This window comes from Streptomyces sp. NPDC048566 (assembly GCF_043199735.1).
Classification (GTDB): domain Bacteria; phylum Actinomycetota; class Actinomycetes; order Streptomycetales; family Streptomycetaceae; genus Streptomyces.
In genome coordinates this window covers 62,424-87,070 of sequence record NZ_JBICWL010000006.1, presented here as the reverse complement: position 1 = coordinate 87,070, position 24,647 = coordinate 62,424, and the positions used below count along the sequence as shown (strand labels likewise).

Here is a 24,647-nt window from a genome sequence, read left to right as displayed (position 1 = left end):
CCTGCGAGCCGGGGGCGCGGGCCGTATATTCGTCATCCGGCCCATGCCCTCGCAGAACGGGAGCCCTCGGTGGAGATTCTGGCGTTCGGGGTCCAGTCCGACGAGAAGCCGCTGATCGAGCGGGCCTTCGCCGGACACCACGACGTGCACTGCCTGGACGTCTTCCTCACCGAGGACACCGCGCCGATCGCCGCCGGCCACGAGGCCGTCTCCACGAGTGTCAACTGCGGTCTGGGCAACCGGGTGCTGCAGACCCTGGCGGCCGGCGGAACCCAGTTCGTCGCCCAGCGCTCCACCGGCTTCAACAACATCGACCTCGACGTCGCCGAACGCCTCGGCATGACCGTCGCCCGGGTCTCGTACTACTCGCCCTACTCGGTCGCCGAGTTCGCCTGGACGCTCGGCATGGCCGTCAACCGCCGCGTCGTGCGGGCCGCGAACCGCACCCGCGACTTCGACTTCCGGCTCGACGGGCTCATGGGCCGCGACATGCACGGGCGCACGGCCGGCGTCCTCGGCACCGGGAAGATCGGCGAGGCCTTCGCCCGGATCGCCCACGGCTTCGGCATGAGGCTGCTCGGCTGGGACATCGCCGAGAACCCCGCGTGCCTCGCCCTCGGCATGGAGTACGTCCCCAAGGAACGCCTCCTCGCCGAGTCCGACCTGGTCTCCCTGCACGTCCCGCTGGTGCCGCAGACCCTGCACCTGATCGACGCCGGGGCGCTGCGGCTGATGAAGGACGACGCCGTCCTGGTCAACTCCAGCCGCGGCGGCCTCATCGACAGCCCGGCGCTGGTCGACCAGCTCCGCGAGGGCCGCTTCACCGGCGTCGGCCTCGACGTGTACGAGGCCGAGGCCGGACTGTTCTTCCTCGACAAGTCCCTCGAAGCCGTCGAGGACGACACCCTGGCCCGCCTCGTCACCTTCCCGAACGTCCTGGTCACCTCGCACCAGGCGTACTACACCGCCGACGCGGTCAGCCAGATCGTGGACACCACCGTCCGCAACGTCCTCGACTACGCGAAGGGCCGCCGCTCGGAGAACGTGCTGGTGCCCCGGAGCTGACCGACCAGCTCCCCGACGATCGCCGCCCCGTTCAGGCTCAGCACCGACTCCGGGTGGAACTGCACCCCGGCGAAGCCCGGACCGCGCAGCGCGTGCACCTCGCCGTTCGCCGCACGGCTCACCTCGACGCCGTGCGCCGAGAGCTCCGGCAGCGCCTCCTCGTCGCAGCGCGCCGTGAAGCTGTTGTAGAAGCCGACGGTCTCCGGGCGCCCGAACAGGTCGATCACGGTCTGCGCCCCCTGGTACGGGACGTCCTTGCGGACGATGTCCAGGCCCAGTTCGGCCGCGATCAGCTCGTGCCCGAGGCAGACCCCGAGCACGCCGTCCCGGTGCCCGCGGATCAGCGCCGCGGTCAGCTCCCGCAGGAACCGCATCCGGGGGTCCGCCGGAGCGCCGGGGTCGCCCGGACCGGGGCCGAGGACCACCGGTCCGCGGTGCCCGAGGGCGGCCTCCCGCAGCCCCGGCTCGTCGAAGCGCCGCACCGTCACGTCGAGCCCCGAGGACCGGAGCACGTGCGCCAGCATCGCCGTGAAGGTGTCCTCGGCGTCGACGACCAGCGCGTGCCCGGCCGGCCGCGCCGGGCGCTCCTGCATCCGCAGCCAGAACGGTGCCAGCGAGGCGCGGCGGCCGTCCAGCGACGCCCGCACCCGCGGGTCCTCGCCCAGCCGGGGCCGCGCCGCGTCCGGGAGCGGACGGCCGGGCCCGACCCCCAGCGCGGCCAGCACCCCGGCCGCCTTCGCGTGCGTCTCGGCCACCTCGCCGGCCGGGTCCGACCCCCGGACGAGCGTGGCGCCGACCGGGACCCGCAGCCGTCCGTCCGCGCCGATGTCGGCCGTGCGGATGAGGATGGGGGAGTCCAGCGTCTGCGCGCCGAGGGCGCCGTCCGGCCCGTCCCCCCGGTCCCGGCCGACCAGCGCCAGGGCACCGGCGTAGTAGCCCCGCCCACCCGTCTCGTGCCGCTCGATGACCCGGCAGGCGTTCTGCACCGGGGAGCCGGTGACCGTCGCCGCGAACAGGGTCTCCCGCAGCACCTCGCGCACGTCCAGGGACGTCCGGCCGCGCAGCTCGTACTCGGTGTGCGCGAGGTGCGCCATCTCCTTGAGCCGCGGTCCGACCACGACCCCGCCCCGGTCGCCGACGGTGCACATCATCTTCAGCTCCTCGTCGACGACCATGGAGAGCTCCTCGATCTCCTTGCCGTCGGAGAGGAACGCGAGCAGGTCCTCGGGGGTCGGCCCGCCCGCCGGATAGCGGTACGTGCCGCTGATCGGGTTCATCACCACGGTGCCGCCGGACATCCGGACGTGCACCTCCGGGCTCGCCCCGACCAGCGTGCGCTCCCCGGTGTGCACGACGAACGTCCAGTACGCGCCGCGCTCGCCGAGCAGCAGCCGGCGGAACAGGGCCAGCGCGTCCGCCCGCGTGAAGTCCGCGATCCGCCCCTCGTAGGTGCGCCGGATCACGAAGTTGGCGCCCTCGCCGTGACCGATCTCCTCGCGCAGCACCCGCTCGACGATCGCGGAGTACTCCTCGTCGCCGATGTCGAAGCCGCCGTCCTCGACCCGCACGCCGTGCGCCGGCAACTCCTCCAGCACCCGGCCGAGCGGCAGTTCGTGCCGCTCCTCGGGGACCAGCACGGCGAGCGGGGTGCCGTCGTCACGGACGTCGAAGCCGCGCTCGCGGATCTGCCGGAACGGAATCAGCGCGAGGCACTCCCCGGGCAGCTCGGCGAGGTGCTCCACCTCGCGCACCGGGCCCAGCAGCAGCTCCACGACGTCGTGGTCGCGGCCCGGGGTGCGGCGGCGCAGCAGGGCGAACGGACGGGGATCGGCCGGCAGGTCGGACAGGTTCATGGGCGCGTTCCTTCTCTCGGATCATGCATCTCGGAGAGGAACGGCCCGGGCCCGCGAACGCCGAAGGCCGCCCCTCGGGCGGCCTTCGCGACGTCGTGTGCACGCGCTGTCAGTGGGCCGCCGGACGAGCGGTCCACCACCAGTTCTGGTTCCTGAGCGCGAACATGCGCCGCACCCTACCCGACGTCACGGACGGGCAACAGCGTGAACCGCTTCCGCGCGGCGTTCCGGGAGGCCGGTCACCGGCCATGGATGGCCAGACAGCACCACCCGACCGAGGAGCCCCCCGCCATGCCCCCAGCCCGCCCGCCCCGGCCCCGCAGGGCCGCCGCCCGCACCCTGACCGTCCTCCTCGCGGCCGCCGCCCTCGCCGCCGGACCGCTCGGCGCGGCGCGCTCCGCCCCGCGCGCGGCCGACCCCGAGGACGTCACGCGGATCGCCTACCGGGGCCACGCGTTCACCGTCCCCGCCTCCTGGCGGATCGTGGACCTCGACCGCCACCCGGACGCCTGTGTCCGCTTCGACCGGCACGCCGTCTACCTCGGCACCCCCGGCGGCGACCAGAACTGCCCGGCCCGGGCCAGCGGGCGCACCGAGGCGCTGCTGGTCCAGCCCGCGCGCTCCGCCGCGCGGGCCGTCACCGAGAACGTCACGGCCCGCACCTACCGGGCGACCGCCGACCGGATCGCCGTCACCGCCGCCTACGGCCGCGACCGCACCCGCATCCAGCGCATCCTGCGCGGCGCCGGGCTGCCCGTCACCGCGACGTCCGGGACCCCCGCCGACCGGCCCGCCGCGGCCCCGCTGCCAACCGACGCGACCTCCTTCCGGGGCGAGGGCTTCGACGCCTGCACCGCGCCGAGCCAGAGCGCGATGGACGCCTGGCGCGACCACTCCGACTACGGAGCCGTCGGCGTCTACATCGGCGGCCTGAACCGCGCCTGCGCCCAGCAGCACCTGACCGCCGGCTGGGTGCGCGCCCAGTACGAACGCGGCTGGCGGTTCTTCCCGCTCTACGTCGGCCGTCAGCCCTCCGCCGCCGACGGCGGCAGCTGCGGGGGCTGCGCGGCCATCACCAGCCCGGTGTCCCAGGGCACCGCCGCCGCCGACGACGCGGCGGCGCAGGCCGCGGCGCTCGGCTTCGGCAAGGGCGCCGTGCTCTACAACGACCTGGAGCACTACGAGCGCGGCGGGAAGCTCACCGACCAGGTGCTCGGCTACCTCGACGCCTACACCGAGCGCCTGCACGCGCTCGGCTACCGGGCCGGTGCCTACGGCAACACCTCGTCCCTGGTCGCCGACCTGATCGCGCACCGCGACGAGGTCACCCTGCCGGACGTGATCCACTTCGCCCGCTGGAACGGCACCTCGACCACCTCCGACGCGTCGATCCCCGCGACGCTGTGGTCCGGGCACCGGCGCGTCCACCAGTACCTCGGCGACACCACCGAGACCCACGGCGGGGTGACCATCTCCATCGACCGCGACCGCCTGGACGTGGACTAGCCGCGGCCCCGTGGGCCGTGCCGCCGCCCGGACGCGGCCCCCGGGGACACGCCGATCGAGCGGGGTTCGTCTCAATTGATGAGCATGTGACGGAGCGCCCGACACGACCCCGTAATGTTGTGGGGGTGACCGTGAACGCTAAGTCCAGCGCGAGCGCTGGCAACACCTGGCGAGACCTGCCCGCGGCGCAGCAGCCCGAGTACCCCGATGCCGAGGCTCTGCGCGATGTGATCGCGGACCTCGAGTCGTATCCGCCGCTCGTCTTCGCGGGCGAGTGCGACCAGCTGCGCGCCCGGATGGCATCCGTCGCCAAGGGAGAGGCGTTCCTCCTCCAGGGCGGCGACTGCGCCGAGGCGTTCGACGCCGTGTCGGCCGACCAGATCCGCAACAAGCTCAAGACGCTGCTCCAGATGGGCGCCGTCCTCACGTACGCCGCCTCCGTGCCGGTGGTGAAGGTCGGCCGCATCGCCGGCCAGTACTCCAAGCCGCGCTCCAAGGGCACCGAGACCCGCGACGGCGTGACCCTGCCGACCTACCGGGGCGACTCGGTCAACGGCTTCGAGTTCAACGAGAAGGCCCGCGTCCCGGACCCCGAGCGCCTCAAGCGGATGTACAACGCCTCCGCCTCCACGCTCAACCTGGTGCGCGCCTTCGCCACCGGCGGCTACGCCGACCTGCGCCAGGTGCACGCCTGGAACCAGGACTTCGTGAAGTCGTCCCCCTCGGGCCAGCGCTACGAGCAGCTCGCCCGCGAGATCGACAACGCGATGAACTTCATGCGGGCCTGCGGCACCGACCCGGAGGAGTTCAAGACCGTCGAGTTCTACGCCTCCCACGAGGCGCTGCTCCTGGACTACGAGTCGGCGCTGACCCGTGTCGACTCGCGGACGGGCCACCTGTACGACGTGTCGGGCCACATGGTGTGGATCGGCGAGCGCACCCGTCAGCTCGACGGCGCGCACATCGAGTTCGCCTCGAAGATCCGCAACCCGATCGGCATCAAGCTCGGCCCGACGACGACGGCCGAGGAGGCGCTCCAGTACATCGAGCGGCTCGACCCCGACCGCGAGCCGGGACGGCTCACCTTCATCGTCCGCATGGGCGCCGACAAGGTCCGGGACAAGCTGCCTGAGCTGGTGGAGAAGGTCACCGCGTCCGGCGCGACCGTGGCCTGGGTGACCGACCCGATGCACGGCAACACCTTCGAGGCGGCCTCGGGCCACAAGACGCGGCGTTTCGACGACGTGCTCGACGAGGTCAAGGGCTTCTTCGAGGTCCACAAGGGCCTCGGCACGCACCCCGGAGGCATCCACGTCGAGCTCACCGGTGACGACGTCACCGAGTGCGTGGGCGGCGGCGACGAGATCTTCGTCGACGACCTGCACCAGCGGTACGAGACGGCCTGCGACCCCCGCCTGAACCGCAGCCAGTCCCTGGACCTGGCCTTCCTGGTCGCGGAGATGTACCGCGACCAGTGAGCCCCGGCTCCCGGGGGAGCCTGTCGCCCGAGAAGGGGGGTGGGGCGCGGATCACAGCCGATCCGCGCCCCACCCCCCTTTTGTCCCTCCGGCGCGCCGGGTAAGGTTAGGTTAGCCTCACCGATTATCGGGACGGCGTGACCGACCATTCGGCGGGAGGTGGACCGCGTGTACGTGTGCAGTTGCTTCGGCATCACCGAGGAGCAGGTGAGGGAGCATGCGGCGGACGGCGCCTGCACGCCCCGCCAGATCGCCTCGGCCTCCAAGGCGGGCACGGACTGCGGGTCCTGCGTGCGGCAGATCCAGTCGCTGCTCGGCCGGGGCTCCTGCCCTCGCCGCCGGCTCGCCGGCCAGGACGTGCCGGTCCTCGCCGAGGTCCAGGCCCCGGCCGGGGTGCAGGAGCGGGTGCGGGCCCCGTACGAGGCCGTCCTGCGCGCGACCGCACCGCGCGGCACCGCCGGGCGCGACGCCGCGTAGCCTCCCGGACGGGACACGGGAAGGGCGCGCCCCGCGGCGACCGATGCCGTCGCCTGTCGCGGAACTAGCTCTCCGGCTGCTCGATGAGCTGCGCGATGTAGAGCGCCTCGCCGAGTTTCTCCACCAGTTCGAGCTGGGTGTCGAGGTAGTCGATGTGGTGCTCCTCGTCCTCCAGGATCGACTCGAAGATGTTCGCCGACGTGATGTCCCCCTTCGCCCGCATCACCTCGATCCCGCGCCGCAGCCGGTCGATCGCCTCGACCTCGACCTGCCGGTCGGCCTGGAACATCTCCGTGACGGTCTGTCCCACCCGCACGTGGAAGAGCCGCTGGTAGTTCGGCAGGCCGTCCAGGAAGAGGATGCGGTCGGTGAGCACCTCCGCGTGCTTCATCTCGTCGAAGGACTCGCTGCGGGTGTACTTGGCGAGCTTCGTCCAGCCGAAGTTCTCCTGCATCTTCGCGTGCAGGAAGTACTGGTTGATCGCCGTCAGCTCGCCGGTCAGCTGCTCGTTCAGGAATTCGATGACCTCGGGGTCGCCCTGCATCGCAGCGGCTCCTTCCACGCGGGGGACTGGGCAGGTTGCGCCGCATCTTCGCACCGGCCACCGAAACCGTCCAGTAAGTGCACGCTTAGTGGCAGATGCCCGATTCGGGAGCGGGCTGGTCATGGGCACGGCCCCCGGTCTGTCAGGATGGAGGCATGGGTCAGCCGGCGGAGCGGGAAACGGGAGACACGGCACTGTCGGAGCTTCCGCCGGGGCAGCGGCTCCAGCGCGGCTGGCCGGTCACCCACTACGGGCCGGTCCCCAAGTTCCGCCCCGAGCGCTGGGAGTTCCGCGTCTTCGGGGCCACCGCCGACGCCGGGAAGCACTGCTGGACCCACGAGGAGTTCACCGCCCTCCCGTACGCCTCCGTCGTAGCCGACCTGCACTGCGTGACCAAGTTCAGCATGCTCGGGGCCGAATGGGGCGGCGTGCCCGCCCGCACGATCCTGGAGATCGCCCCGCCCTCGCCCGCCGTCACCCACGTCATGGTCTGGGCCGAGTACGGCTTCAGCTCGAACCTGCGCCTCGCCGACTTCGCCGCCGAGCGCACCATCTTCGCCACCCACAAGGACGGCGAGCTGCTGACGGCGGAGCACGGCTTCCCGCTGCGCCTGGTCGTCCCGCAGCTCTACGCGTGGAAGGGCCCCAAGTGGGTCCGGGGCATCGAGTACATGACGGCCGACCGGCGCGGCTTCTGGGAGGAGCGGGGCTACCACAACGTGGGCGACCCCTGGCGCGAGCAGCGCTACTCCTACCAGGAGGAGCCCGGGGACGGCCCCGAACTCTGAGGTCCGGCGCCGCCGTTTCGGGCGGCGCGGGCGGTGGGCGCGGACCGCGCGGGCCGCTCGCCGCGGCCGGTGGGCCGTGCGGCGGTGTCCGCACCGCGCGTCCGGTCATCCCCCGGGGGTGCGTCCCCCGGGTCGGTCGTCGCGGAGCCGCTTCAGCCGCGCGATGTCCGCGGCGTGCCCCTCCTTGCCGCCGGGCGTCTCGATGATCAGCGGAACGCCCTCGGTGGCGGGGTGGCTCATCATGGCGCGGAACGGCTCCTCGCCGATGTGGCCGGACCCGATGTTCTCGTGCCGGTCCTTGTGCGCGCCGACCACGTCCTTGGAGTCGTTGGCGTGGATCAGCCGGAGCCGCCCCTCGCCGACGGTGTCGACCAGCAGGTCCAGCGTCTGCCGCATGCCGCTCGGGCCGGTCAGGTCGTGGCCGGCCGCGAAGATGTGGCAGGTGTCCAGGCAGACGCCCAGCTTGGGATGGGCGTCGAGGGCCTCGAAGTACGGACCGAAGTCCCAGGTCCGGGAGCACAGCGAGGCGCCCTGGCCCGCGGTCGACTCCAGCAGCAGGAACGGGTCGTCGTCGTGGGTGAGCTCGTCCAGCAGCGGCAGCAGACGGGTCCGCACCTGGTCCAGGGCGACCGACCGGTCCCGCCCGCCGGTGGCACTGCCGGTGTGCACGACGACGCCCAGGGCGCCGATCTCCCGGCCGCGGCGCAGCGAGTGCCGCAGCGAGGCGACCGACTTCTCGACCGTGGCCTCGGTGTGCGACCCGAAGTTGATCAGATAGGGGGCGTGGACGTAGGCGGGGACGGACTCGGCGGCGCACGCCGCGCGGAACGCCTCGTCCTGCTTCGGGTTGCCCGCCGGTGTCGCCCAGCCGCGCGGGTTGGCGACGAAGACCTGCACGGCCTCGGCCGCCAGGTCGCGCGCGTAAGGCAGGCCGACGGAGCTGAGACCGCCGGCCACCGGGACGTGGCCGCCGACGGGATTGCGGAGCTTGTTGCCGATCACACCGGTCAGGGTGTCATGCGCGGCCGGCCGGCCCGCGGGCGGTCCTCGGGACGGGCCGGGCCGCTCGACGGGCGAGCCGGGTGCGCGCCGGGCTCAGCGAATCCGGATCTTGATCGTCGAGCCCTTGGGCGCGCGCTCCCCGCCGTCCACGGACTGGGCCTTGACCGTGTCGCCGAAGAGTCCGAGCAGGCCGCGGTCCTCGTCCACCGCGAACCCGGCGTCCTCCAGCTTCTGCCTGGCCTCGTCCACGCTGTCGCCGACGACGTCGGGGACCTGGACCATCTCGGGGCCCTTGGAGACCGTCAGCGTCACCGTGTCGCCCGTGGCCGCCTCCCGGCCGGAGTCCGGGGACTGGCCGGCGACCTGGCCCTTGTCGAACTCGGAGGTCACCTGCTTCGCGGCGACCTTCACCTTCAGCCCGGCGTCCTCCAGCTCCGCCGTCGCGTCCTCGACGGACGACCCCGTGACGTCGGGCACCTCCACCGGGCTGCCCTTGCTCACCACCAGCGCGATCGCCGAACCGGCGCGCCGCGTGGTGCCGGTGCCGGGGTCGGTGCCGATGACGGAGCCCCGGGGCACGTCGTCGCTGAACTCCTCGGTGACCATCCCCGCGGCGAGTCCGGCGTCCTTCAGCTCGGCCCGTGCCCGGCCGAGGGCGACGCCCGTCAGGTCGGGCACCTTCACCGTCCGCGGGCCGTCCGACACGGTCAGTGTCACGGAGCCGTTCTCCCGGATACGCTCCCCGACCCCCGGGTCGGTGCCGATGACGCTGCCGCGCTTCACGGTGTCGCTGTAGGCGTGCTCCACCTGCCCCACGTCCAGGCCGGCACCCCGCAGGCGTTCCCTGGCCTGCTGCTCGGTCTGCGTGAGGACCGGCGGGACCTTGGTGAACTGCCCGGAGTTGATGTACCAGACCCCGCCGCCCAGGCCGAGGGCCAGCAGCACGGCGGCGACCACGAGCAGCGGCCCGCGCCGCGGACGCCTCCCGGGACGCCGCGCAGCGGTGGGCGGGGCCTGGAGGAGGCCGGTGCTCTCGAACCGGCTCGTCCGGTCGACCCCGGCGTCCTCGTCCTCGTTCACCGGCAGCGGGCGCTGCGCGGACAGCGAGCGGGGGATCACGCTCGTCCGGTCGCCGGCGTTGTCGTGGCCCGCGGAGAGCGCGCCCGGCGGGACGGCGTCGAGCTGCTCGTCCGTCAGCGCCGAGCGGGTCTCCAGGACCAGGCCGAGCAGCGCCACCGCGTCGGCGGGACGCACCTGCGGGGTGCGGGCGGTGGAGCCGGTGACCAGCCGGTCCAGGTCGTGCGCCATGCCCGGCACCCTGGCCGAGGGCGGGGGAACGTCCGCGTGGAGGTGCTGGTAGAGGACCTGGGCGGGGGAGTCCCCGGTGTGCGGCTTGGCTCCGGTGAGCATCTCGTGCAGGACGACCCCGCAGGCGTACACGTCGACGCGGGGGTCGGCGGTCCCGTGCTCGATCTGCTCCGGCGCCAGGTAGGAGACGGTGCCGAGGACGGCGCCCGTCGTGCTCGTCACGGTGTCCACCCCGCGCACCAGGCCGAAGTCGGCGACCTTGACCCGGCCGTCGTCCCCGATGAGGACGTTCTCCGGCTTCATGTCGCGGTGCACGAACCCGGCGCGGTGCGCGGCGCCGAGCGCGGCGAGCACCGGCTCCAGGATGTCGAGCGCCGCGCGCGGCTGGAGCGCGCCGCGCTCGCGCAGCACGTCGCGCAGGGTGCAGCCGGCGATGTACTCCATGGCCAGGTAGACGTACGACCCGTCCGTCCCCTGGTCGAAGACCTGCACCACGTTCGGGTGCGCGAGCCGCGCCACCGACTTGGCCTCCCGGATGAACCGGTCGACGAAGGAGCCGTCCGCGGCCAGCGCCGGGTGCATCACCTTGAGCGCGACCACGCGGTCGAGGCGGATGTCCAGGGCCCGGTAGACCGTGGCCATCCCGCCCACCGCGATCCGTGCGTCGACGCGGTAGCGGCCGTCGAGCACGTGTCCGACAAGCGGGTCCTGAAGGGTCGTATCCACGCAGGTGAGTCTACGAGCCGCCACTGTCGGACCGGCCCGTTCGGCCGATACCGGGGCACGACTGCGACCGACCTGTGACGCGCGACGCACCGCCGCCGACCGGCCCGCCCGCCCGCGCCCGCCCCGCTCGCACCCGCTCCGCCGGGCCCCGACGCCCCGGTCGCGGACCCGGTTCGCGACCGCCGCGGCCCCCGCCCGCGACGGCGGCCCCCGCCCGCGACGGCGGCGCCCGCCCGCGCCGGCCCCGTTCGGGGAGGCGCGTCCCCCCACGGCGCGGGACGGGCCCGGCCCGCCCGCGCCCGCCGAGAGGGGCGCCGCCGCGCGGGCCGTCGCCCCGGTCAGAAGGCCGGCCGCTCCGGGTCCAGGTCCGCCCGGCCCTCGGTGGGGGAGGAGGCGGAGGCGAAGTGCCGGCGCGGGATGCGCCCCGCCCGCCGGGCCAGCCGGCCACCCTCCACCGCGTGCCGCATCGCCTCCGCCATCAGCACCGGCTCCTGGGCGCGCGTCACCGCCGAGGCGAGCATCACGCCCGCGCAGCCCAGCTCCATCGCGAGCGCCGCGTCCGAGGCCGTACCGGCCCCGGCGTCCAGAATCACCGGTACCCGCGCGCGCTCGACGATCAGCTCGAAGTTGTGCGGGTTGCGGATGCCCAGCCCGGAGCCGATGGGCGAGCCGAGGGGCATGACCGCCGCGCAGCCCACGTCCTCCAGCTTGCGGGCGAGCACCGGGTCGTCGTTGGTGTAGGGCAGCACGGTGAAGCCGTCGTCGACGAGGGTCTCCGCCGCGTCGAGCAGCTCCACCGGATCGGGTAGCAGGGTGCGCTCGTCGGCGATGACCTCCAGTTTGACCAGGTCGGTGCCGAGCGCCTCGCGCGCGAGGCGTGCGGTGAGGACGGCCTCGCCGGCGGTGTGGCAGCCGGCCGTGTTCGGCAGCACGCGGATGCCGAGCCGGTCCAGCACCGACAGCACCGAACCGTGCACGGACGGGTCCACCCGCCGCATCGCGACGGTCGTCAGCTCCGTGCCGGACGCCACCAGGGCGCGCTCCAGCACGTCGAGGCTGGGCGCCCCGCCCGTGCCCATGACGAGCCGGGAGGTGTAGCTGCCGCCTCCGAGGAGGAAGGGGTCGTCGGCCATCGGTCAGCCTCCTTGTACGGCGGTGAGGACCTCGACGCGGTCGCCCTCGGCCAGCGCCGTGGACGACCACCGTCCGCGGGGGACGACGGTCTCGTTCAGGGCGGCGGCCACCCCCGAGGGCGCCGGGGTGAGGGTCGCGACGAGGGCGTCGAGAGCGGTCCCGGCGGCGATCCGCCGCCGCTCTCCGTTGACGACGATGTTCATGCGGGCTGCTCCGAGAGGGCGGAGGCGCCGAAGCGCCGGGGGGAGAACGGGCGGGCTTCGGCGGGGAGTTCGCCGGTGGTCAGGACGTGCGCCAGCACGTCGCCGGTGACCGGGGTGAGCAGCACCCCGTTGCGGAAGTGGCCGGTGGCCAGCAGCAGACCCTCCAGTGCGGTGGGGCCGAGCAGCGGCGCGTTGTCGGGGGAGCCGGGGCGCAGGCCCGCGCGGGTCTCGGTGAGCGGCAGCTCGGTGATCCCGGGGACCAGCTCGTGGGCGTCGCGCAGCAGCTCGTACACGCCGCCCGCCGTCACCGTCGTGTCCCAGCCCAGTTCCTCGCTGGTCGCGCCCACGACGAGCTCGCCGTTCTCCCGCGGCACCAGGTAGACGTGGCTGCCGCGGACCACGGCCCGCACCGTGCGGTTCAGCAGCGGCGGGCGGTCGCGCGGCACCGCCAGCCGGAGCACCTGGCCCTTCACCGGACGGACCGGCGGCAGGACGTCGGCCGGGACGCCTTCCAGCCGGCCGCTCAGGCTTCCGGCCGCGAGCACCACCCGGCCCGCGCCGAGCGCCGTGCCGTCGGCGGTCACCACCCCGGTGGCCCGGTCGCGGTCGACGGTCAGCCGCTGCGCCCAGGTCCGGTGCAGGCGCACCCCGGCCCGCTCGCACGCCGTGAGCAGGGCCGCGGCGAGGCGCCGCGGGTCGATCTGGTGGTCGCCGTCGACCCGCAGGCCGCCGCGCACCCCGGGGGCGAGCATCGGCTCCAGGCGGCGGCACTCCCGGCCTGTCAGCCACTGCGACGCCAGTCCGCAGCGGCTCTGCAGCGCGTGCAGGTCCCGCAGGTGGGCGCGGTCGTCGGCGTCCAGCGCGACCGCCAGGGTGCCGCACTGCCGGTGGCCCGGGTCCCGGCCGCTCGCCTCGGTGAGCTCGGCGACGAACTCCGGGTAGCGGCGCGCCGAGGCGAGGTTGAGCCCGAGCAGGGTCTCCTCGCCGTAGTGCAGTTCGGTGACGGCGGCGAGCATCCCGGCCGCGACCTGCGCGGCCCCACCGCCGGGCTCGGGATCGACGAGCGCGGTGGCGAGTCCGCGCTGCGCGGCCCGCCAGGCCGTGACCAGGCCGATGATCCCGCCCCCGATGACGAGGACGTCGGACGGTCGTGTGGACGAGTGTGTAGGCGACATGGGCGTCCAGCCCCTCCCTTCGCCGGCATGACCCGGATCAGGTTCGTACGGTCGGAGGCCGCCCCAGCCTCCCTCTCAGCCCGTTGCGCCGGGCTCCCGCGAGTGCTTTGCGTCCGCCACCCTAGCCCGCGCCCCGCGAGCCGGTAAGGGAGCCTCGGCCCGGCGCCCGGGCGGACGGCTCCGTGCTCCGCGGCGGAGCGGGCCCTCGGCGCGGGGGCGGTCCGGGTGTCCGCCGCGTCCGGCCGCCGGCCGTGCCCGGCGGCCGGGAGCGGCCGCCGTCCGCGGGGGCGCCTTTTCCGCCGGCCGCTGTGCGGCGGATCACCGGACGTGAGCGATGACTGACGCAACGTCAGGTGTCTATGGTGATCTGGTGAGCGAGCAGACGCAGGCGAAGGCGCAGGGGTCCACCGCGCGGCGGGTCGTGGTGGTGGGCGCGGGCATGGCCGGGGTGCAGACGGCGGTCGCCCTGCGCGAACAGGGGTTCACCGGCACCGTCACGCTGATCGGAGCGGAGCCCCACCAGCCCTACGACCGGCCGCCGCTGTCCAAGGCGGTCCTGCTCGGCACGGCGGACGGCGCGGCCCTCGACGTCGACTTCGCGGCCCTCGACATCGAGCTGCGGCTCGGCCTGGAGGCCCTCGGCGTGCGCGCCGCGGACCACGAACTCGACACCGCCGCGGGGCCCGTCCCCTACGACGTCCTGGTCGTGGCGACCGGCGCCGAACCCATCCGTCTCCCCGGCGCGGAGGGACTGCCGGGAGTGCACCTGCTGCGCACGCTGGACGACGCCGAACGGCTGCGCCCCGTCCTGCTGGGCCGGCAGGGCATCGTGGTCGTCGGAGCGGGCTGGATCGGCGCCGAGTTCGCCACCGCGGCGCGTGAGGCGGGCTGCGCGGTGACCGTCGTCGAGGCCGCCGACCGGCCGCTGGCCGCCGTGCTGCCCGCCGAGGTGGCCGCCCCGATGGCCGCCTGGTACGCCGACAGCGGGGCCACGCTGCGCACGCGCACCCGCGTGGAGCGCGTCGAGCCGGGGGCCGTGGTGCTGGACGACGGCTCCCGGGTGCCCGCGGGCGCCGTGGTCGTCGGGATCGGCGCGCGGCCCGCGACCGGCTGGATCGCCGGCTCCGGCATCGCCCTCGGAGCCGACCGGGAGATCCTCGCCGACGCCCACCTGCGCACCTCGCTGCCGGACGTGTACGCCGTCGGCGACTGCGCCTCCTTCCCGTCCGGACGCTACGAGGACCGCCTCCTGGTCCACCACTGGGACAACGCGCTCCAGGGGCCCCGCACCGTCGCCGCCAACATCGTGGGAGCGACGCCCGCCGCCTACGACCCGGTGCCCTACTTCTGGTCCGAGCAGTTCGGTCGTTTCGTGCAGTACGTCGGCCACCACACGCCCGCCGACGAGCTGGTGTGGCGGGGCGACCCCGCGGGCGCCGCCTGGTCGGTGTGCTGGCTGCGCGGGACACGCCTGGTCGCCCTGCTGGCGGTGGGCCGCCCGAGGGATCTGGCGCAGGGCCGGCGGCTCATCGAGGCGGGGGCCCTCATGGACGCGCCGCTGCTCGCGGACCCGTCGAGGCCGCTGAAGACGGCCACCGCGCAGACCCCGCCCGCCTGAGCCCGTCCCGGGTCGGACGCCCTCGGCTTCCGACTGTCGGTCCGGGATGGCAGGCTTGTCCCGTGACCGAGATTGACGCAAAGATCGATGCTCTCGTCCCCGCCTGGCTCACCCTCCCCGACATCGCCGAGCAGTTCGGCGTCGAGGTGACCCGCGTCCGGCAGCTGGTCAAGGACGGCCAGCTGATCGCCGTACGCCGTGGTGAGAACCGCGCGCTGCACGTCCCCGCCGCCTTCATCGACGGGAACGAGCAGAAGGTCGTCAAGGGCCTGTCCGGCACCCTGACGCTCCTGCGGGACGACGGCTTCACCGACGAAGAGGCCCTCGAATGGCTCTTCACCCCCGACCCCACCCTGCCCGGCACCCCCGCGCAGGCGCTGAGCGAGAATCGCGGCACGGAGGTGAAGCGCCGCGCCCAGGCGCTCGCCGTCTGACCTGTTCGAGACGATTCGGCGCGGCGAGCGCGGCGGCCGGGCACCCGGCCGCCGCGCTCCCCGCGCACCGACCACGGGGGACCCACGCATGCCCGCAGCAGCCGCCACTTCCGCCCGCGCCCGCCTCGCCGACGCCCGCGTCTACCTCTGCACCGACGCCCGCAGGCGCCAGGGCGACCTCGCCGAGTTCGCCGACACGGTCCTCGCGAGCGGCGTGGACATCGTGCAGTTGCGCGACAAGGGCATGGAGGCGGCCCAGGAGCTGGAGCACCTGCGGGTCCTCGCCGACGCCTGCGCCCGCCACGGCAAGCTCCTCGCGGTCAACGACCGGGCCGACGTGGCCCACGCGGCGGGCGCCGACGTGCTGCACCTCGGCCAGGGCGACCTGCCCGTCCCCGCCGCCCGCGCGATCGTCGGCGACGGGGTGCTGATCGGCCGCTCCACCCACGCGGGTCCGGAGGCCGAGGCCGCCGCCGCCCAGGACGGCGTGGACTACTTCTGCACCGGCCCCTGCTGGCCCACCCCCACCAAGCCCGGCCGGCACGCCCCCGGCCTCGGTCTCGTCCGGCACGCCGCCGGCCTCGGCACCGACCGCCCCTGGTTCGCGATCGGCGGCATCGACCTCGGCCGCCTCGACGAGGTCCTCGAAGCGGGCGCCCGCCGGGTCGTCGTGGTCCGGGCCATCACCGAGGCGGAGGACCCGGGCGCCGCGGCCGCCGAGTTCGCCAAGCGGCTGCGCGCCGCGTAGGACCGTCTCCCACCGGGCTCCGTCCCTCCCGCGGCGGGCGTACGGCGGCGGCCCGCGAGGCCGTCGGGCCGTCCGGGAGGCGCCGGCCCGCCGGCCTCGCCTCGGCCGGCGTCGCGGCCCGCTCCCGGCCGGGAACGGGGGGTGACCGCCGGCCGGGAACGGCCCGGCTGTCCGAGGGGTGGACAAGAAGCCGACAGATGGGACAAATCCCATCGGTTCGGTTGGGGGACCGGCCCCCGCTGGCTAACCTGCGACTATGGCCCTCGGATCTGCCTCCACCAGGACTGATCGCGCGCGAACGGTGCGCGACATGCTCGCGACCGGCAAACAGACCTGCTCGTTCGAGTTCTCCGCGCCCAAGACCCCGAAGGGCGAGCGGAACCTGTGGAACGCCCTGCGGCGGGTCGAGGCCGTGGCCCCCGACTTCGTCTCGGTGACCTACGGGGCCGGCGGCTCCACCCGGGCCGGCACGGTCAAGGAGACCGAGCAGATCGTGCTCGACACGACGCTCACCCCGGTCGCCCACCTGACGGCCGTCGACCACTCGGTCGCGGAACTGCGCAACATCATCGGCCAGTACGCGGACGCCGGCATCCGCAACATGCTCGCCGTGCGCGGCGACCCGCCGGGCGACCCGATGGGCGAGTGGGTGGCACACCCCAAGGGCCTGACCTACGCCGCCGAACTCGTGCGCCTCATCAAGGAGTCGGGTGACTTCTGCGTCGGCGTCGCCGCCTTCCCCGAGATGCACCCCCGGTCCGCGCACTGGGACGTGGACGTCTCCCACTTCGTCGACAAGTGCCGCGCGGGCGCCGACTACGCCATCACCCAGATGTTCTTCCGGCCGGAGTCCTACCTGAGGCTGCGCGACCGCGTCGCCGCCGCGGGCTGCGAGACGCCGGTCATCCCGGAGATCATGCCCGTGACGAGCGTGCGGATGCTGGAGCGGCTGCCGAAGCTGTCCAACGCCTCCTTCCCGGACGTCCTGAAGGAGCGGATCCTCACAGTCAAAGACGATCCGGCCGCTGTACGCTCCATTGGCATCGAGTTCGCGACGGAGTTCTGTGCGAGGCTGTTGGACGAAGGGGTCCCCGGACTGCACTTCATCACGCTGAACAACTCCACGGCGACACTGGAGATCTACGAGAATCTGGGCCTGCACCACCCACAGCAGGCCTAGACCGGTCGCACCCGCGTACGACAGACTGCGTGCGGCCACTGGGAGAGGGGCGTACATGGGCTTGACGGTCCTCTATCTTGCGTTCGGCATCGTCGCGCTGTGGCTGCTCGGCGAGGTCCTCCTGCAGTACAAGGCGCGCCTGAGGTTCCGGCTGCTCGCCTTCGTCGGCTTCCTCGGTGTCGTCCTCGGCGTCCTGATGCACTCCGTCGTCGTCATCGGCCTCGGCGCGATCGCCTTCACCGTCGGCCAGACGTACGTGACCCTCTCCTTCCGCAAGGGCTTCGCCCAGGGCTGGGCCATCAACGGGCGCTCGGCGCCGGAGGACGCGGAGCGTCCGGCCAAGGCGAGCAAGCGCCGCCGCGGCGAGCCGGAGCCCGCGGACCCGCCGGCCGAGAGCCACGGCCCGGACGTGCCCGCCGAGGCCGCCTTCGGGCACGACGACGACCCGTACGCGGGGGACGACGACGTCTTCGCGCCCGCCCCGTCCGACCGGTTCATGCCCCCCGGCGCCCCGGACCCCTCGTCCGCCGAGTCGACCGCGGTCTACGAGCCGCAGCCACTGCCCGAGGACACCGGCTCCTACGGGGTGTACGACACCGCCGGCTACGGCGCCGACCCGTCCTACGCCGACCCGGCCCAGGACCAGCAGGCCTACGCGGCCACGGCCCAGTCCCCGGACCAGCAGGGCTACGGCTACGACGGCTACCCGGCCTACGACCAGCAGCAGTACGGCTACGACAACGGCCAGCAGCAGTACGCGGCCTACGCGGACCCGTACAACGGCACCCAGACCTACGGCGCCTCGTACGACACCACGGGCTACGGCGACCAGCAGTACGCGCAGCAGGGCTACGGCCAGCAGCAGCAGTACGGCAACGGCGGCTACGCGGGGGAGACGCCGGCCGGCGGCGTCTGGGTGCCGCAGCAGCGCGACACCGACGACACCTACGGCGGCGAACTCCCGCCCGAGCAGCAGCAGTACCCCTACCAGGGGAACGGCGCCACCGGATACGACGAGCAGTACCGCTACTGACCCGAGCGCCGGGCGCACGGCCCGCGGGCGGCCCGGACACCGCCGCACGCGCGACCCGCGGTCACTGCGAACCCCGGAAGTCCGGCCCCTCCACGATCAGCCCCGCCACCAGGGCACCCGACATGCCCGCGTGCGGCAGTCCGCCGCCGGGATGCGCCCAGCCCCCGGCCGTGAACAGCCCCGGCAGCCGGGTGCTGTTCGCCGGGTACAGCAGGCGGCCTCCTGCCGCGGCGAGCGCCGGCGCGGGCACCGCGCCTCCCGGGGCGCCGGTCGCCTCCGCGATGTCGGCGGGGGTCCTGCTCTCGTGCCACAGCAGCCGTTCCCGCAGACCCGGCAGGGCGGGCTCGGCGGCGTCGAGGACGCGCTCCACGTCCGCCGCGGACACCGGCACGCCGGAGGGCACCGTGACGGTCAGCGTGACCGCCTCGTGGTCCGTGTCGGGCACCAGCGCCGGGTCGCCGGGGCGCGAGACCGCGACGGTCGGCGACGCCGGCGGTCCCGGACGCTCACCGAAGAGCCGGTCCAGCTCCCCGTCCCGGTCGGCCGTGTGGACCACCGTGCGATGCGCCGTCCCCGCCGGCCGCCCTCCGCGCAGCGCGAGGTGCACGGTCAGCCGGCTCGCCCCCCGCGGCGGCCCGGCCACGTCGTCGGCGCCGCGGACCACCGTCCCGGACAGCAGGGACTCCAGCACCTCGGGGGCGACGCCGGCCACCACGGCGTCCGCCGCCTCGAAGGAGCCCCGCCCCGGCCCGCCGGCCTCCGCGCCCGCGGACAGTTCCACGCCGGCCACCCGGCCGTCCTGCTCCACGATCCGTCCGACCGGCGTCCCGAACCGGAACTCCACTCCGCGCGCCAGGCACCGCTCGTACACCGCGCGGGCCAGTTCCCGCAGACCGCCGCGCACGTACCAGGTGCCGAACGCGTGCTCCATGTACGGCAGGACCGCGGCGCTCGCCGGCGCCGTCCGGGGATCGAGCCCGTACGCCAGGGCGTGGCTCTCCAGCAGGGCGGCCAGGCGGGCGTCCCGCAGCTCCCAGGCACCGACCTCGGCGAGCGTGACCGCCCGGCGGGTGCGCAGCAGCTTCCTGTGCGGCACCGCCGGATAGGGGTCCCGCTCGGCCAGCACCCGCCAGTTCGGCCACAGCGGCTCCTCGAGAAGCGGTCTGCGCGCCCGGTCCCAGGCCTCGCGGGCCCGTACCAGGAAGTCGCCCCACCGCGCGCCCGCGCCGTCGCCGAGCGCCGCGTCCAGTGCGCAGAGCACCCCCGCGCGGGAGGCGTTCGGCAGGGACACCGCGGTCCCGTCGGCGAACACGTGGCGCGCGGAGGGGTCGGCCTGCACGAGGCCGACGCACTCCTCCAGCGGCTCCCTGCCCGTCTTGACGAAGAGATCGCGGTACACCGCGGGCAGCGGCAGCAGCCCCGGACCGGTGTCGAAGGCGAAGCCGTCCCGCTCGAAGCGGCCCACGGAGCCCCCGTACGTCGACGCCCGCTCGAACACCACCACCCGGTGGCCCGCGACGGCCAGCCGGGCGGCGGACGCCATGGCGCCCATCCCGGCGCCGATCACCGCAATCCGTCCCATGCCGGCGACTTTATCGGCCGCCGCCGGCCGACCGGCGGCGAGGGCGGCCGGCCCTCCCGGCGCCGGGAGGGGAGCCCGCGCCGCTCAGTCCCGGCGGACGGGGTCGGGCCGTCCGGGCGACGGTTCGGCCCGCTCCGCGAGCCGCCGCTCCTCGCGGCGCCGCGCCCGGCGGCGCAGGAACCTGCGGATGCGGGAGACGAGGAAGCAGATCACCACGAGACCGGCGGCCAGCAGGACGGCGGCGATGATCGCGGCGGCCACCGGGTGGAACAGGGCGAAGGTGAGGACGGCGGCGACCCCGAGATCCTCGGCGGTGCTCATCACCAGGTTGCTGAACGGCTCGGGCGAGGTGTTGATCGCCATCCTGGTCCCGGCCTTGACGGTGTGGCTGGCCAGCGCCGTGGAGCCGCCGAGCACGCCCGCCCACAGATCCGAGACCGAACCGCTCTGCCCCGCCAGCAGCGCGCCGACCCAGGCGCCCGCGGCGGGCCGGACCACGGTGTGCACGGAGTCCCAGACCGAGTCGACGTACGGGATCTTGTCCGCGACCGCCTCCAGGAGGAACAGCACGCCGACCGTCACGAGGATCTCGGGGCGCTGGAGGGTCTGCGGGACCTCGTCGGTCAGTCCGGTCGCGCCGAAGAGGCCGAGCAGCAGCACCACCGCGTACGCGTTGACGCCGCTCGCCCAGCCGCTCGTGAAGACCAGGGGGAGTACGGACACGGAGGCGATCGTAGTCACCGCGCGGCGCGCTCGTCATGGGCATCCGCGCGCAGACCTGAGTACCCGTACCCGGACGCCGGGATGAGTAGGCGCACGGATGGCCTCCGGACCGCGGGACGGGAGAGTGGAGGCACGGAGGAGGGCGCGGCTCCGGCACCGCCGACACGGGGCGGCGGAACGGGACACGCGCCCTCGGCCGCTCCTTCCGCCGGCCGGGCCGGCGGGAGCGAGACACGGGGAAGACCCCGCGGCCACCCCTCGGGGTCCCGCGGGGGAGCGCGGCGGTGCGCCGGTCCCGGTCGCGGCAGCGGCCTCGGGGCCACGGCCGGGACCGGGGCCGGCGCACGGGTGCGTCAGCTCCGGCCGCCGACCCGTCCCTGGAGGAGCAGCGAGAGCGCCGCGTGGACGTCGTCCAGGGACCGCTCGGGCTGGAACGCCTGCCAGTCCAGTGCGGCGACCAGGACCATCCCGACCAGGGCCGCGGCCGTCAGCGGGATGTCGATCTCGTCGCTGAGCTCGCCCGCGGCGACCGCGTCGCGCAGCACGTCCTCGACGACCGCGACCGCCTGCTGCCGCACCACCATCAGGGTGGACTGCCAGGCCCGGTTGGTGCGCCACAGCTCGGCCACGTACAACTGCGTGAAGGCGGGGTAGCGGTCGATGAAGACGAGGCCCGCGCGGATCATCGCGTCCAGCGCGTCGACGTTGCCGCCGCCGGCCCGTGCGGTCCCCTCCGCGGCCTCCCGCAGCGAGGCGGTGAGGAGACCCACGCCGTGCCGCAGCAGCTCCTCGAAGAGGACCGACTTGCTCGCGAAGTTGTAGTAGACGGTGCCCTTCGCGACCCCCGCGCGCTCCGCGATCTCGTCGACCGTGGTGGCGGAGAAGCCCTGTTCGGCGATCAGGGTGACGGCCGCCTCGTAGAGCTTCTGCCGGGTGGCCTCGCGCCGGCCCCCGCCGCCCGTCGTGGTGCTGCTGCTGTCCATGGCCCCGATTCTCACAGGAGCCCCCGCGCCCCGGCTCACAGGCTCAGCTCCGGGTGCAGCCGGTCGAGGGTCCACACCTGTCGGCGGCGCGCCGCCAGGGCGGTCAGCGCGAGCGCGCCCACCGTGAAGGCGGCCAGCACGGCGCACGCGGTCCAGACCGGCCCCGGCCCGCCCCCGGTGATCAGCCGGCGCAGCGCCTGCACCACGTAACTCATCGGCAGGTAGGGGTGGATCGCGTTGAAGAAGCCCGGACTGGTCTGGACGGGGTACGTGCCGCCGGCCGAGGTCAGCTGGAGCATCAGCAGCGCGAGGACGAGGATGCGGCCCGCCGCTCCGAAGCGCGCGTTCAGCCACTGCACGATCGCCGCGAAGCACAGGGTGACGAGGAACAGGAAGCCGACGGTTCCGGTCGGGTGGGCCATCCGCAGCCCGATCGCCCAGTGCAGCACGGCCATCAGCGCGGCCGTCTGGAGCACTCCGACGACGGCGACCGGCAGCCACCCCGCGAGCGCGACGCGCCAGGCCGAGGCCCCCGCCGCGAGCGCGCGCCGGTTCAGCGGCTGGATCAGCATGTACGCCACCATCGCCCCGACCCACAGGGACAGCGGGATGAAGTACGGCGCGAACCCGGTGCCGTAGTTGGGCGCCTTGTGCAGGTCCCTGGACGCCAGTTGGACCGGGTCGGCCATGACCTGGGTGCGCCGGTCCCGGTCCTGCTCGTCGTAGTCGGGGATCTTCCCGGCGCCGTCGTGCAGCCCCCCGGCCAGCTTGTCGGAGCCGCCGACGAGTTTGTAGAGCCCTCCGTCCAGGGTGTTCGCGCCCGACGTCAGACGCCCGAGGCCGTCGTCGAGGTCGGCGGCGCCGCTCTTGGCGGTGCCGAGCCCGGCGTGCAGCTTCTTCGCGCCCTTGGCGACGTCCGCGGCACCGTCGTTCAGTTTGTTGATCCGGGAGACGGCGTCCGTCAGGTCCTCGGAGAGATGAGGCGAGCGGTCGGCGAGCGCCTGCGCCTGCTTCCCCAGGGCCTTGAGGTTCTTGTCCATGGCGACGAGGTCGCCGTCCTGGTCGTCGACCAGCGTGTCCACGTCGTCGGCGACCTTCGCCACGTCCTCGGCCGTCTCCTTGGCCTTCTTGAGGTCGGGGCACGCCGGGTCGGGGATCGGCAGGACCTCGCAGCGCCTGTGGTGGATGTCGTCCATGCGCTCGGACGCCAGGTGCGCTCCCTTGGCCGCGATCGGCGCCGCCTCCACCAGGGTGTCCAGATTGCGGCGGATCGCGCTGGTGGAGTCGGCGACGAGCTGTGCGGTGTCCCCGATCGTCTTCTCGTTGTCCTTCAGGAACGGGCCCACGGAGTCCGAGACCCCGTTGACCTTGTCCGCCAACTGCCGGGTGCCGTCCGCCACCCGGCGCGACCCGTCCTCCAGGTCGCTCGCGCCCTTGGTGAGCTTGCGCAGCCCGCCGGAGAGCTTCCCGCTGCCCTTCCTGGCCTCCTTCAGCCCGTCCGCGAGGGTCTTGGAACCCTTCTTCGCCTTGCCCAGGCCCCCGTTGAGCCGGTCCGCGCCCTCGGCCGCCTCCACGGTCTTCCCGTGGATGTCCGAGAACGAGATGAAGATCCTGTCGAGGAAGGAGCGCGACGCCTTCGTGGACGCCGCCGTGCGCACCTCGCCGAACACCGACCGCGAGATCTGCCCGACGATGTAGTTGTTCGCGTCGTTGGTGCGCACCTGGAGGGCGCTCGTCTCCGGCGAGGCCCCCGAACTCGACGCGATGCGCTCGCTGAAGTCGCCCGGCATGGTGAGCGACAGGTAGTAGGTGCCGTCCTCGATACCCCGCCGCGCCTCGGCGTCGCTCACCTGGTGCCACTCGAAGGTGTCGCTGTCGCGCAGGCCCTCGGTGATGTCGTCGCCGACGTCGATCCGCCGGCCGCCGGCCGTCGCTCCCCGGTCGTCGTTCACCAGGGCGACGGGGATGCGGTCCAGGCGGCCGTAGGGGTCCCAGAACGACCACAGGTAGAGGGCGCCGTAAAGCAGGGGCAGCAGCAGGAGGGCGGCCATCGCCGCCCGGGGGAGCCGGCCCCGGCCGAACCGGCGCAGCTCAAGGGCGGCGAGTTTCGGCGAGCGCATCGCCCGACTCCTTGTCGTCGTCGTTGACTTCGCTGTCGCTGTCGCTGTCGCTGTCGCTGTCGCTGTCGGTTTCGGTTTCGGTGCCATCCCTTGCCGTGGCCGCTGCCGCCGTGCCGGTGGCCGCGCCCGATGCGCGGTCGGCATCGGCGTCTTCGGCGTCCCCGTCGGCTTCGGCGTCGGTGGTGCCGGTGCCGACGGAGGTGCCGGTGCCGGCCGTCCCGGCCGCCGGCGCTCCGGTGGTGGAGACGGTCCGGACGCCGTCCGGGGCCTCGCCGCACACCGCGAGGACGGTGATCCCGGAGGCCGCCAGCGAGGCGAGCAGCGTCCACAGTTCGGCCCGCTCGGCGTCCCGGAGTTTGAGGTCGGCGTCGTCGACGCCGAGCAGCCGGGGCCGGCCGATCAGGGCCAGGGCGATCTCCAGCCGCAGCACCTCGGCACGCTCCAGGTCCCGTACGGCGGTCCGGGAGCCCTTGGGGAGGTCCCGCAGGTCGAGCCCCGCGGCGGCCAGCGCGCCGTCGACGCGCCGGCCGGTCTCGCGCGCCCGCTCGCCGCGCGGTCGCAGCAGCGTGCGCAGCGGAGCGCCGAAGCGCCGCTCCAGGAGAGCCCGCTCCCGCAGGTGCTCGCCCACGGTCAGGGCGGGATCGAGGTCCGTGACGCCCGGTACGTGCGCCAGCGCGCTCGCCCGCCGCACCGTGCCCGACTGCTTCGGCAGCCGGGCCTCCCCGACGGTCGCCGTCCCCTCGGTGGCCCGCATCCGCCCCGTGAGCGCGAGCAGGAGGCAGGTGCGGCCGGACCCGGACGGTCCCTGGATCGCCAGCAGCGATCCGGGTTCCGCGTCCAGCCGCACCCCCCGGAACGCCCAGCCGCGGGGCCCTTCGAGCCCGAACCCCTCGGCCGTGACGCGCAGTCCCCGCGGACCGTCCACAGCTTCCCCATCCCCTGGAACGTCGAACTTTTTGAACTGACT

Annotated in this window: 23 protein-coding genes and 1 riboswitch; of the genes, 10 read left to right on the top strand and 13 right to left on the bottom strand. The window is 74.1% G+C overall.

Annotated features, from left to right (window positions below; translation table 11 throughout):
- The first annotated feature begins 69 nt into the window (after positions 1–69).
- Positions 70–1,065: a 2-hydroxyacid dehydrogenase gene (locus ACGFS9_RS12840; protein WP_393252756.1), complete on the top strand. Its 996-nt coding sequence runs from the start codon at positions 70–72 to the stop codon at positions 1,063–1,065.
- Here the strand turns inward: ACGFS9_RS12840 and ACGFS9_RS12835 are convergent.
- The gene (locus tag ACGFS9_RS12835) at positions 1,017–2,918 is read right to left on the bottom strand and encodes an anthranilate synthase family protein (protein WP_393252755.1); all 1,902 of its coding nucleotides are present in this window, start codon (positions 2,916–2,918) and stop codon (positions 1,017–1,019) included. The genes ACGFS9_RS12840 and ACGFS9_RS12835 overlap by 49 nt on opposite strands.
- Before the next feature lie 109 nt (positions 2,919–3,027).
- Complete coding sequence (locus tag ACGFS9_RS12830; protein ID WP_393253070.1) at positions 3,028–3,084, bottom strand: trp operon leader peptide; 57 nt, start codon at positions 3,082–3,084, stop codon at positions 3,028–3,030.
- Between the two features lie 125 nt (positions 3,085–3,209).
- On the opposite strand from ACGFS9_RS12830, the gene ACGFS9_RS12825 reads away from it, so the two are divergent.
- The 3 genes from ACGFS9_RS12825 to ACGFS9_RS12815 all read left to right on the top strand — a co-directional run bounded on the left by ACGFS9_RS12825 (position 3,210) and on the right by ACGFS9_RS12815 (position 6,379).
- A complete protein-coding gene (locus ACGFS9_RS12825) occupies positions 3,210–4,424 on the top strand; it encodes a glycoside hydrolase domain-containing protein (RefSeq protein ID WP_393252754.1) in 1,215 nt (404 codons plus the stop codon).
- Between the two features lie 125 nt (positions 4,425–4,549).
- Positions 4,550–5,902, top strand: coding sequence for a class II 3-deoxy-7-phosphoheptulonate synthase (locus tag ACGFS9_RS12820; RefSeq protein WP_393252752.1), 1,353 nt, complete (start codon positions 4,550–4,552; stop codon positions 5,900–5,902).
- Positions 5,903–6,061: 159 nt separating this feature from the next.
- Positions 6,062–6,379, top strand: coding sequence for a bacterioferritin-associated ferredoxin (locus ACGFS9_RS12815; RefSeq protein WP_393252750.1), 318 nt, complete (start codon positions 6,062–6,064; stop codon positions 6,377–6,379).
- 64 nt (positions 6,380–6,443) lie between these two features.
- Here the strand turns inward: ACGFS9_RS12815 and bfr are convergent, their stop codons facing one another.
- A complete protein-coding gene (gene bfr, locus ACGFS9_RS12810; protein WP_393252748.1) occupies positions 6,444–6,923 on the bottom strand; it encodes a bacterioferritin in 480 nt (159 codons plus the stop codon).
- A 155-nt stretch (positions 6,924–7,078) separates the two neighbouring features.
- On the opposite strand from bfr, the gene ACGFS9_RS12805 reads away from it, so the two are divergent.
- On the top strand, positions 7,079–7,711 hold the full coding sequence (locus tag ACGFS9_RS12805) for a sulfite oxidase-like oxidoreductase (RefSeq protein WP_393252747.1): 633 nt from the start codon (positions 7,079–7,081) through the stop codon (positions 7,709–7,711).
- Between the two features lie 105 nt (positions 7,712–7,816).
- On the opposite strand, the gene ACGFS9_RS12800 is transcribed toward ACGFS9_RS12805, so the two are convergent.
- The 5 genes from ACGFS9_RS12800 to thiO form a co-directional block, all read right to left on the bottom strand.
- Positions 7,817–8,722, bottom strand: coding sequence for a deoxyribonuclease IV (locus ACGFS9_RS12800; protein WP_393253068.1), 906 nt, complete (start codon positions 8,720–8,722; stop codon positions 7,817–7,819).
- An 84-nt stretch (positions 8,723–8,806) separates the two neighbouring features.
- Complete coding sequence (gene pknB / locus ACGFS9_RS12795; RefSeq protein ID WP_393252746.1) at positions 8,807–10,747, bottom strand: Stk1 family PASTA domain-containing Ser/Thr kinase; 1,941 nt, start codon at positions 10,745–10,747, stop codon at positions 8,807–8,809.
- A gap of 338 nt (positions 10,748–11,085) precedes the next feature.
- The gene (locus ACGFS9_RS12790) at positions 11,086–11,880 is read right to left on the bottom strand and encodes a thiazole synthase (protein WP_393252745.1); all 795 of its coding nucleotides are present in this window, start codon (positions 11,878–11,880) and stop codon (positions 11,086–11,088) included.
- A gap of 3 nt (positions 11,881–11,883) precedes the next feature.
- Positions 11,884–12,084, bottom strand: coding sequence for a sulfur carrier protein ThiS (thiS, locus tag ACGFS9_RS12785; RefSeq protein ID WP_393252744.1), 201 nt, complete (start codon positions 12,082–12,084; stop codon positions 11,884–11,886).
- The gene (gene thiO / locus ACGFS9_RS12780; protein WP_393252743.1) at positions 12,081–13,259 is read right to left on the bottom strand and encodes a glycine oxidase ThiO; all 1,179 of its coding nucleotides are present in this window, start codon (positions 13,257–13,259) and stop codon (positions 12,081–12,083) included. Before thiO ends, thiS begins: the two co-directional genes overlap by 4 nt.
- Positions 13,257–13,369: riboswitch (TPP riboswitch) on the bottom strand. (Overlaps the previous gene by 3 nt.)
- Before the next feature lie 260 nt (positions 13,370–13,629).
- On the opposite strand from thiO, the gene ACGFS9_RS12775 reads away from it, so the two are divergent.
- The 5 genes from ACGFS9_RS12775 to ACGFS9_RS12755 all read left to right on the top strand — a co-directional run bounded on the left by ACGFS9_RS12775 (position 13,630) and on the right by ACGFS9_RS12755 (position 18,272).
- Entirely contained in the window at positions 13,630–14,877 is a 1,248-nt protein-coding gene (locus tag ACGFS9_RS12775; protein WP_393252742.1) for an NAD(P)/FAD-dependent oxidoreductase, read from the top strand.
- 62 nt (positions 14,878–14,939) lie between these two features.
- Positions 14,940–15,311, top strand: coding sequence for an Rv2175c family DNA-binding protein (locus ACGFS9_RS12770; RefSeq protein ID WP_393252740.1), 372 nt, complete (start codon positions 14,940–14,942; stop codon positions 15,309–15,311).
- Between the two features lie 88 nt (positions 15,312–15,399).
- Entirely contained in the window at positions 15,400–16,059 is a 660-nt protein-coding gene (gene thiE / locus ACGFS9_RS12765) for a thiamine phosphate synthase (protein ID WP_393252738.1), read from the top strand.
- Between the two features lie 256 nt (positions 16,060–16,315).
- Entirely contained in the window at positions 16,316–17,239 is a 924-nt protein-coding gene (gene metF / locus ACGFS9_RS12760; protein ID WP_393252736.1) for a methylenetetrahydrofolate reductase [NAD(P)H], read from the top strand.
- A 55-nt stretch (positions 17,240–17,294) separates the two neighbouring features.
- Positions 17,295–18,272 (top strand): hypothetical protein, encoded by a 978-nt coding sequence (locus tag ACGFS9_RS12755; RefSeq protein WP_393252734.1) that lies wholly within the window; start codon positions 17,295–17,297, stop codon positions 18,270–18,272.
- 61 nt (positions 18,273–18,333) lie between these two features.
- Here the strand turns inward: ACGFS9_RS12755 and ACGFS9_RS12750 are convergent, their stop codons facing one another.
- From ACGFS9_RS12750 to ACGFS9_RS12730, 5 genes are all read right to left on the bottom strand, one after another.
- A complete protein-coding gene (locus ACGFS9_RS12750; RefSeq protein ID WP_393252732.1) occupies positions 18,334–19,854 on the bottom strand; it encodes a phytoene desaturase family protein in 1,521 nt (506 codons plus the stop codon).
- Between the two features lie 84 nt (positions 19,855–19,938).
- Positions 19,939–20,577 (bottom strand): DUF4126 domain-containing protein, encoded by a 639-nt coding sequence (locus ACGFS9_RS12745; RefSeq protein ID WP_393252730.1) that lies wholly within the window; start codon positions 20,575–20,577, stop codon positions 19,939–19,941.
- A gap of 353 nt (positions 20,578–20,930) precedes the next feature.
- Positions 20,931–21,560 carry a TetR/AcrR family transcriptional regulator gene (locus tag ACGFS9_RS12740; protein WP_393252728.1) on the bottom strand — a complete coding sequence of 210 codons (630 nt, stop codon included), beginning with the start codon at positions 21,558–21,560 and terminating at the stop codon, positions 20,931–20,933.
- Between the two features lie 35 nt (positions 21,561–21,595).
- A complete protein-coding gene (locus ACGFS9_RS12735) occupies positions 21,596–23,680 on the bottom strand; it encodes a YhgE/Pip family protein (protein ID WP_393252726.1) in 2,085 nt (694 codons plus the stop codon).
- Entirely contained in the window at positions 23,652–24,605 is a 954-nt protein-coding gene (locus ACGFS9_RS12730) for an ATP-binding cassette domain-containing protein (protein ID WP_393252724.1), read from the bottom strand. The genes ACGFS9_RS12735 and ACGFS9_RS12730 overlap by 29 nt, the downstream gene beginning before the upstream one ends.
- Positions 24,606–24,647 lie beyond the last annotated feature (42 nt).

What these genes read in the sequence shown, in the direction of transcription:
- ACGFS9_RS12835 (WP_393252755.1), bottom strand. Translation starts at nt 2,918, where the DNA reads ATGAACCTGTCCGACCTGCCGGCCGATCCCCGTCCGTTCGCCCTGCTG.
- ACGFS9_RS12825 (WP_393252754.1), top strand. Translation starts at nt 3,210, where the DNA reads ATGCCCCCAGCCCGCCCGCCCCGGCCCCGCAGGGCCGCCGCCCGCACC.
- bfr (WP_393252748.1), bottom strand. Translation starts at nt 6,923, where the DNA reads ATGCAGGGCGACCCCGAGGTCATCGAATTCCTGAACGAGCAGCTGACC.
- ACGFS9_RS12805 (WP_393252747.1), top strand. Translation starts at nt 7,079, where the DNA reads ATGGGTCAGCCGGCGGAGCGGGAAACGGGAGACACGGCACTGTCGGAG.
- ACGFS9_RS12790 (WP_393252745.1), bottom strand. Translation starts at nt 11,880, where the DNA reads ATGGCCGACGACCCCTTCCTCCTCGGAGGCGGCAGCTACACCTCCCGG.
- thiS (WP_393252744.1), bottom strand. Translation starts at nt 12,084, where the DNA reads ATGAACATCGTCGTCAACGGAGAGCGGCGGCGGATCGCCGCCGGGACC.
- thiO (WP_393252743.1), bottom strand. Translation starts at nt 13,259, where the DNA reads ATGTCGCCTACACACTCGTCCACACGACCGTCCGACGTCCTCGTCATC.
- thiE (WP_393252738.1), top strand. Translation starts at nt 15,400, where the DNA reads ATGCCCGCAGCAGCCGCCACTTCCGCCCGCGCCCGCCTCGCCGACGCC.
- metF (WP_393252736.1), top strand. Translation starts at nt 16,316, where the DNA reads ATGGCCCTCGGATCTGCCTCCACCAGGACTGATCGCGCGCGAACGGTG.
- ACGFS9_RS12755 (WP_393252734.1), top strand. Translation starts at nt 17,295, where the DNA reads ATGGGCTTGACGGTCCTCTATCTTGCGTTCGGCATCGTCGCGCTGTGG.
- ACGFS9_RS12750 (WP_393252732.1), bottom strand. Translation starts at nt 19,854, where the DNA reads ATGGGACGGATTGCGGTGATCGGCGCCGGGATGGGCGCCATGGCGTCC.
- ACGFS9_RS12740 (WP_393252728.1), bottom strand. Translation starts at nt 21,560, where the DNA reads ATGGACAGCAGCAGCACCACGACGGGCGGCGGGGGCCGGCGCGAGGCC.
- ACGFS9_RS12735 (WP_393252726.1), bottom strand. Translation starts at nt 23,680, where the DNA reads ATGCGCTCGCCGAAACTCGCCGCCCTTGAGCTGCGCCGGTTCGGCCGG.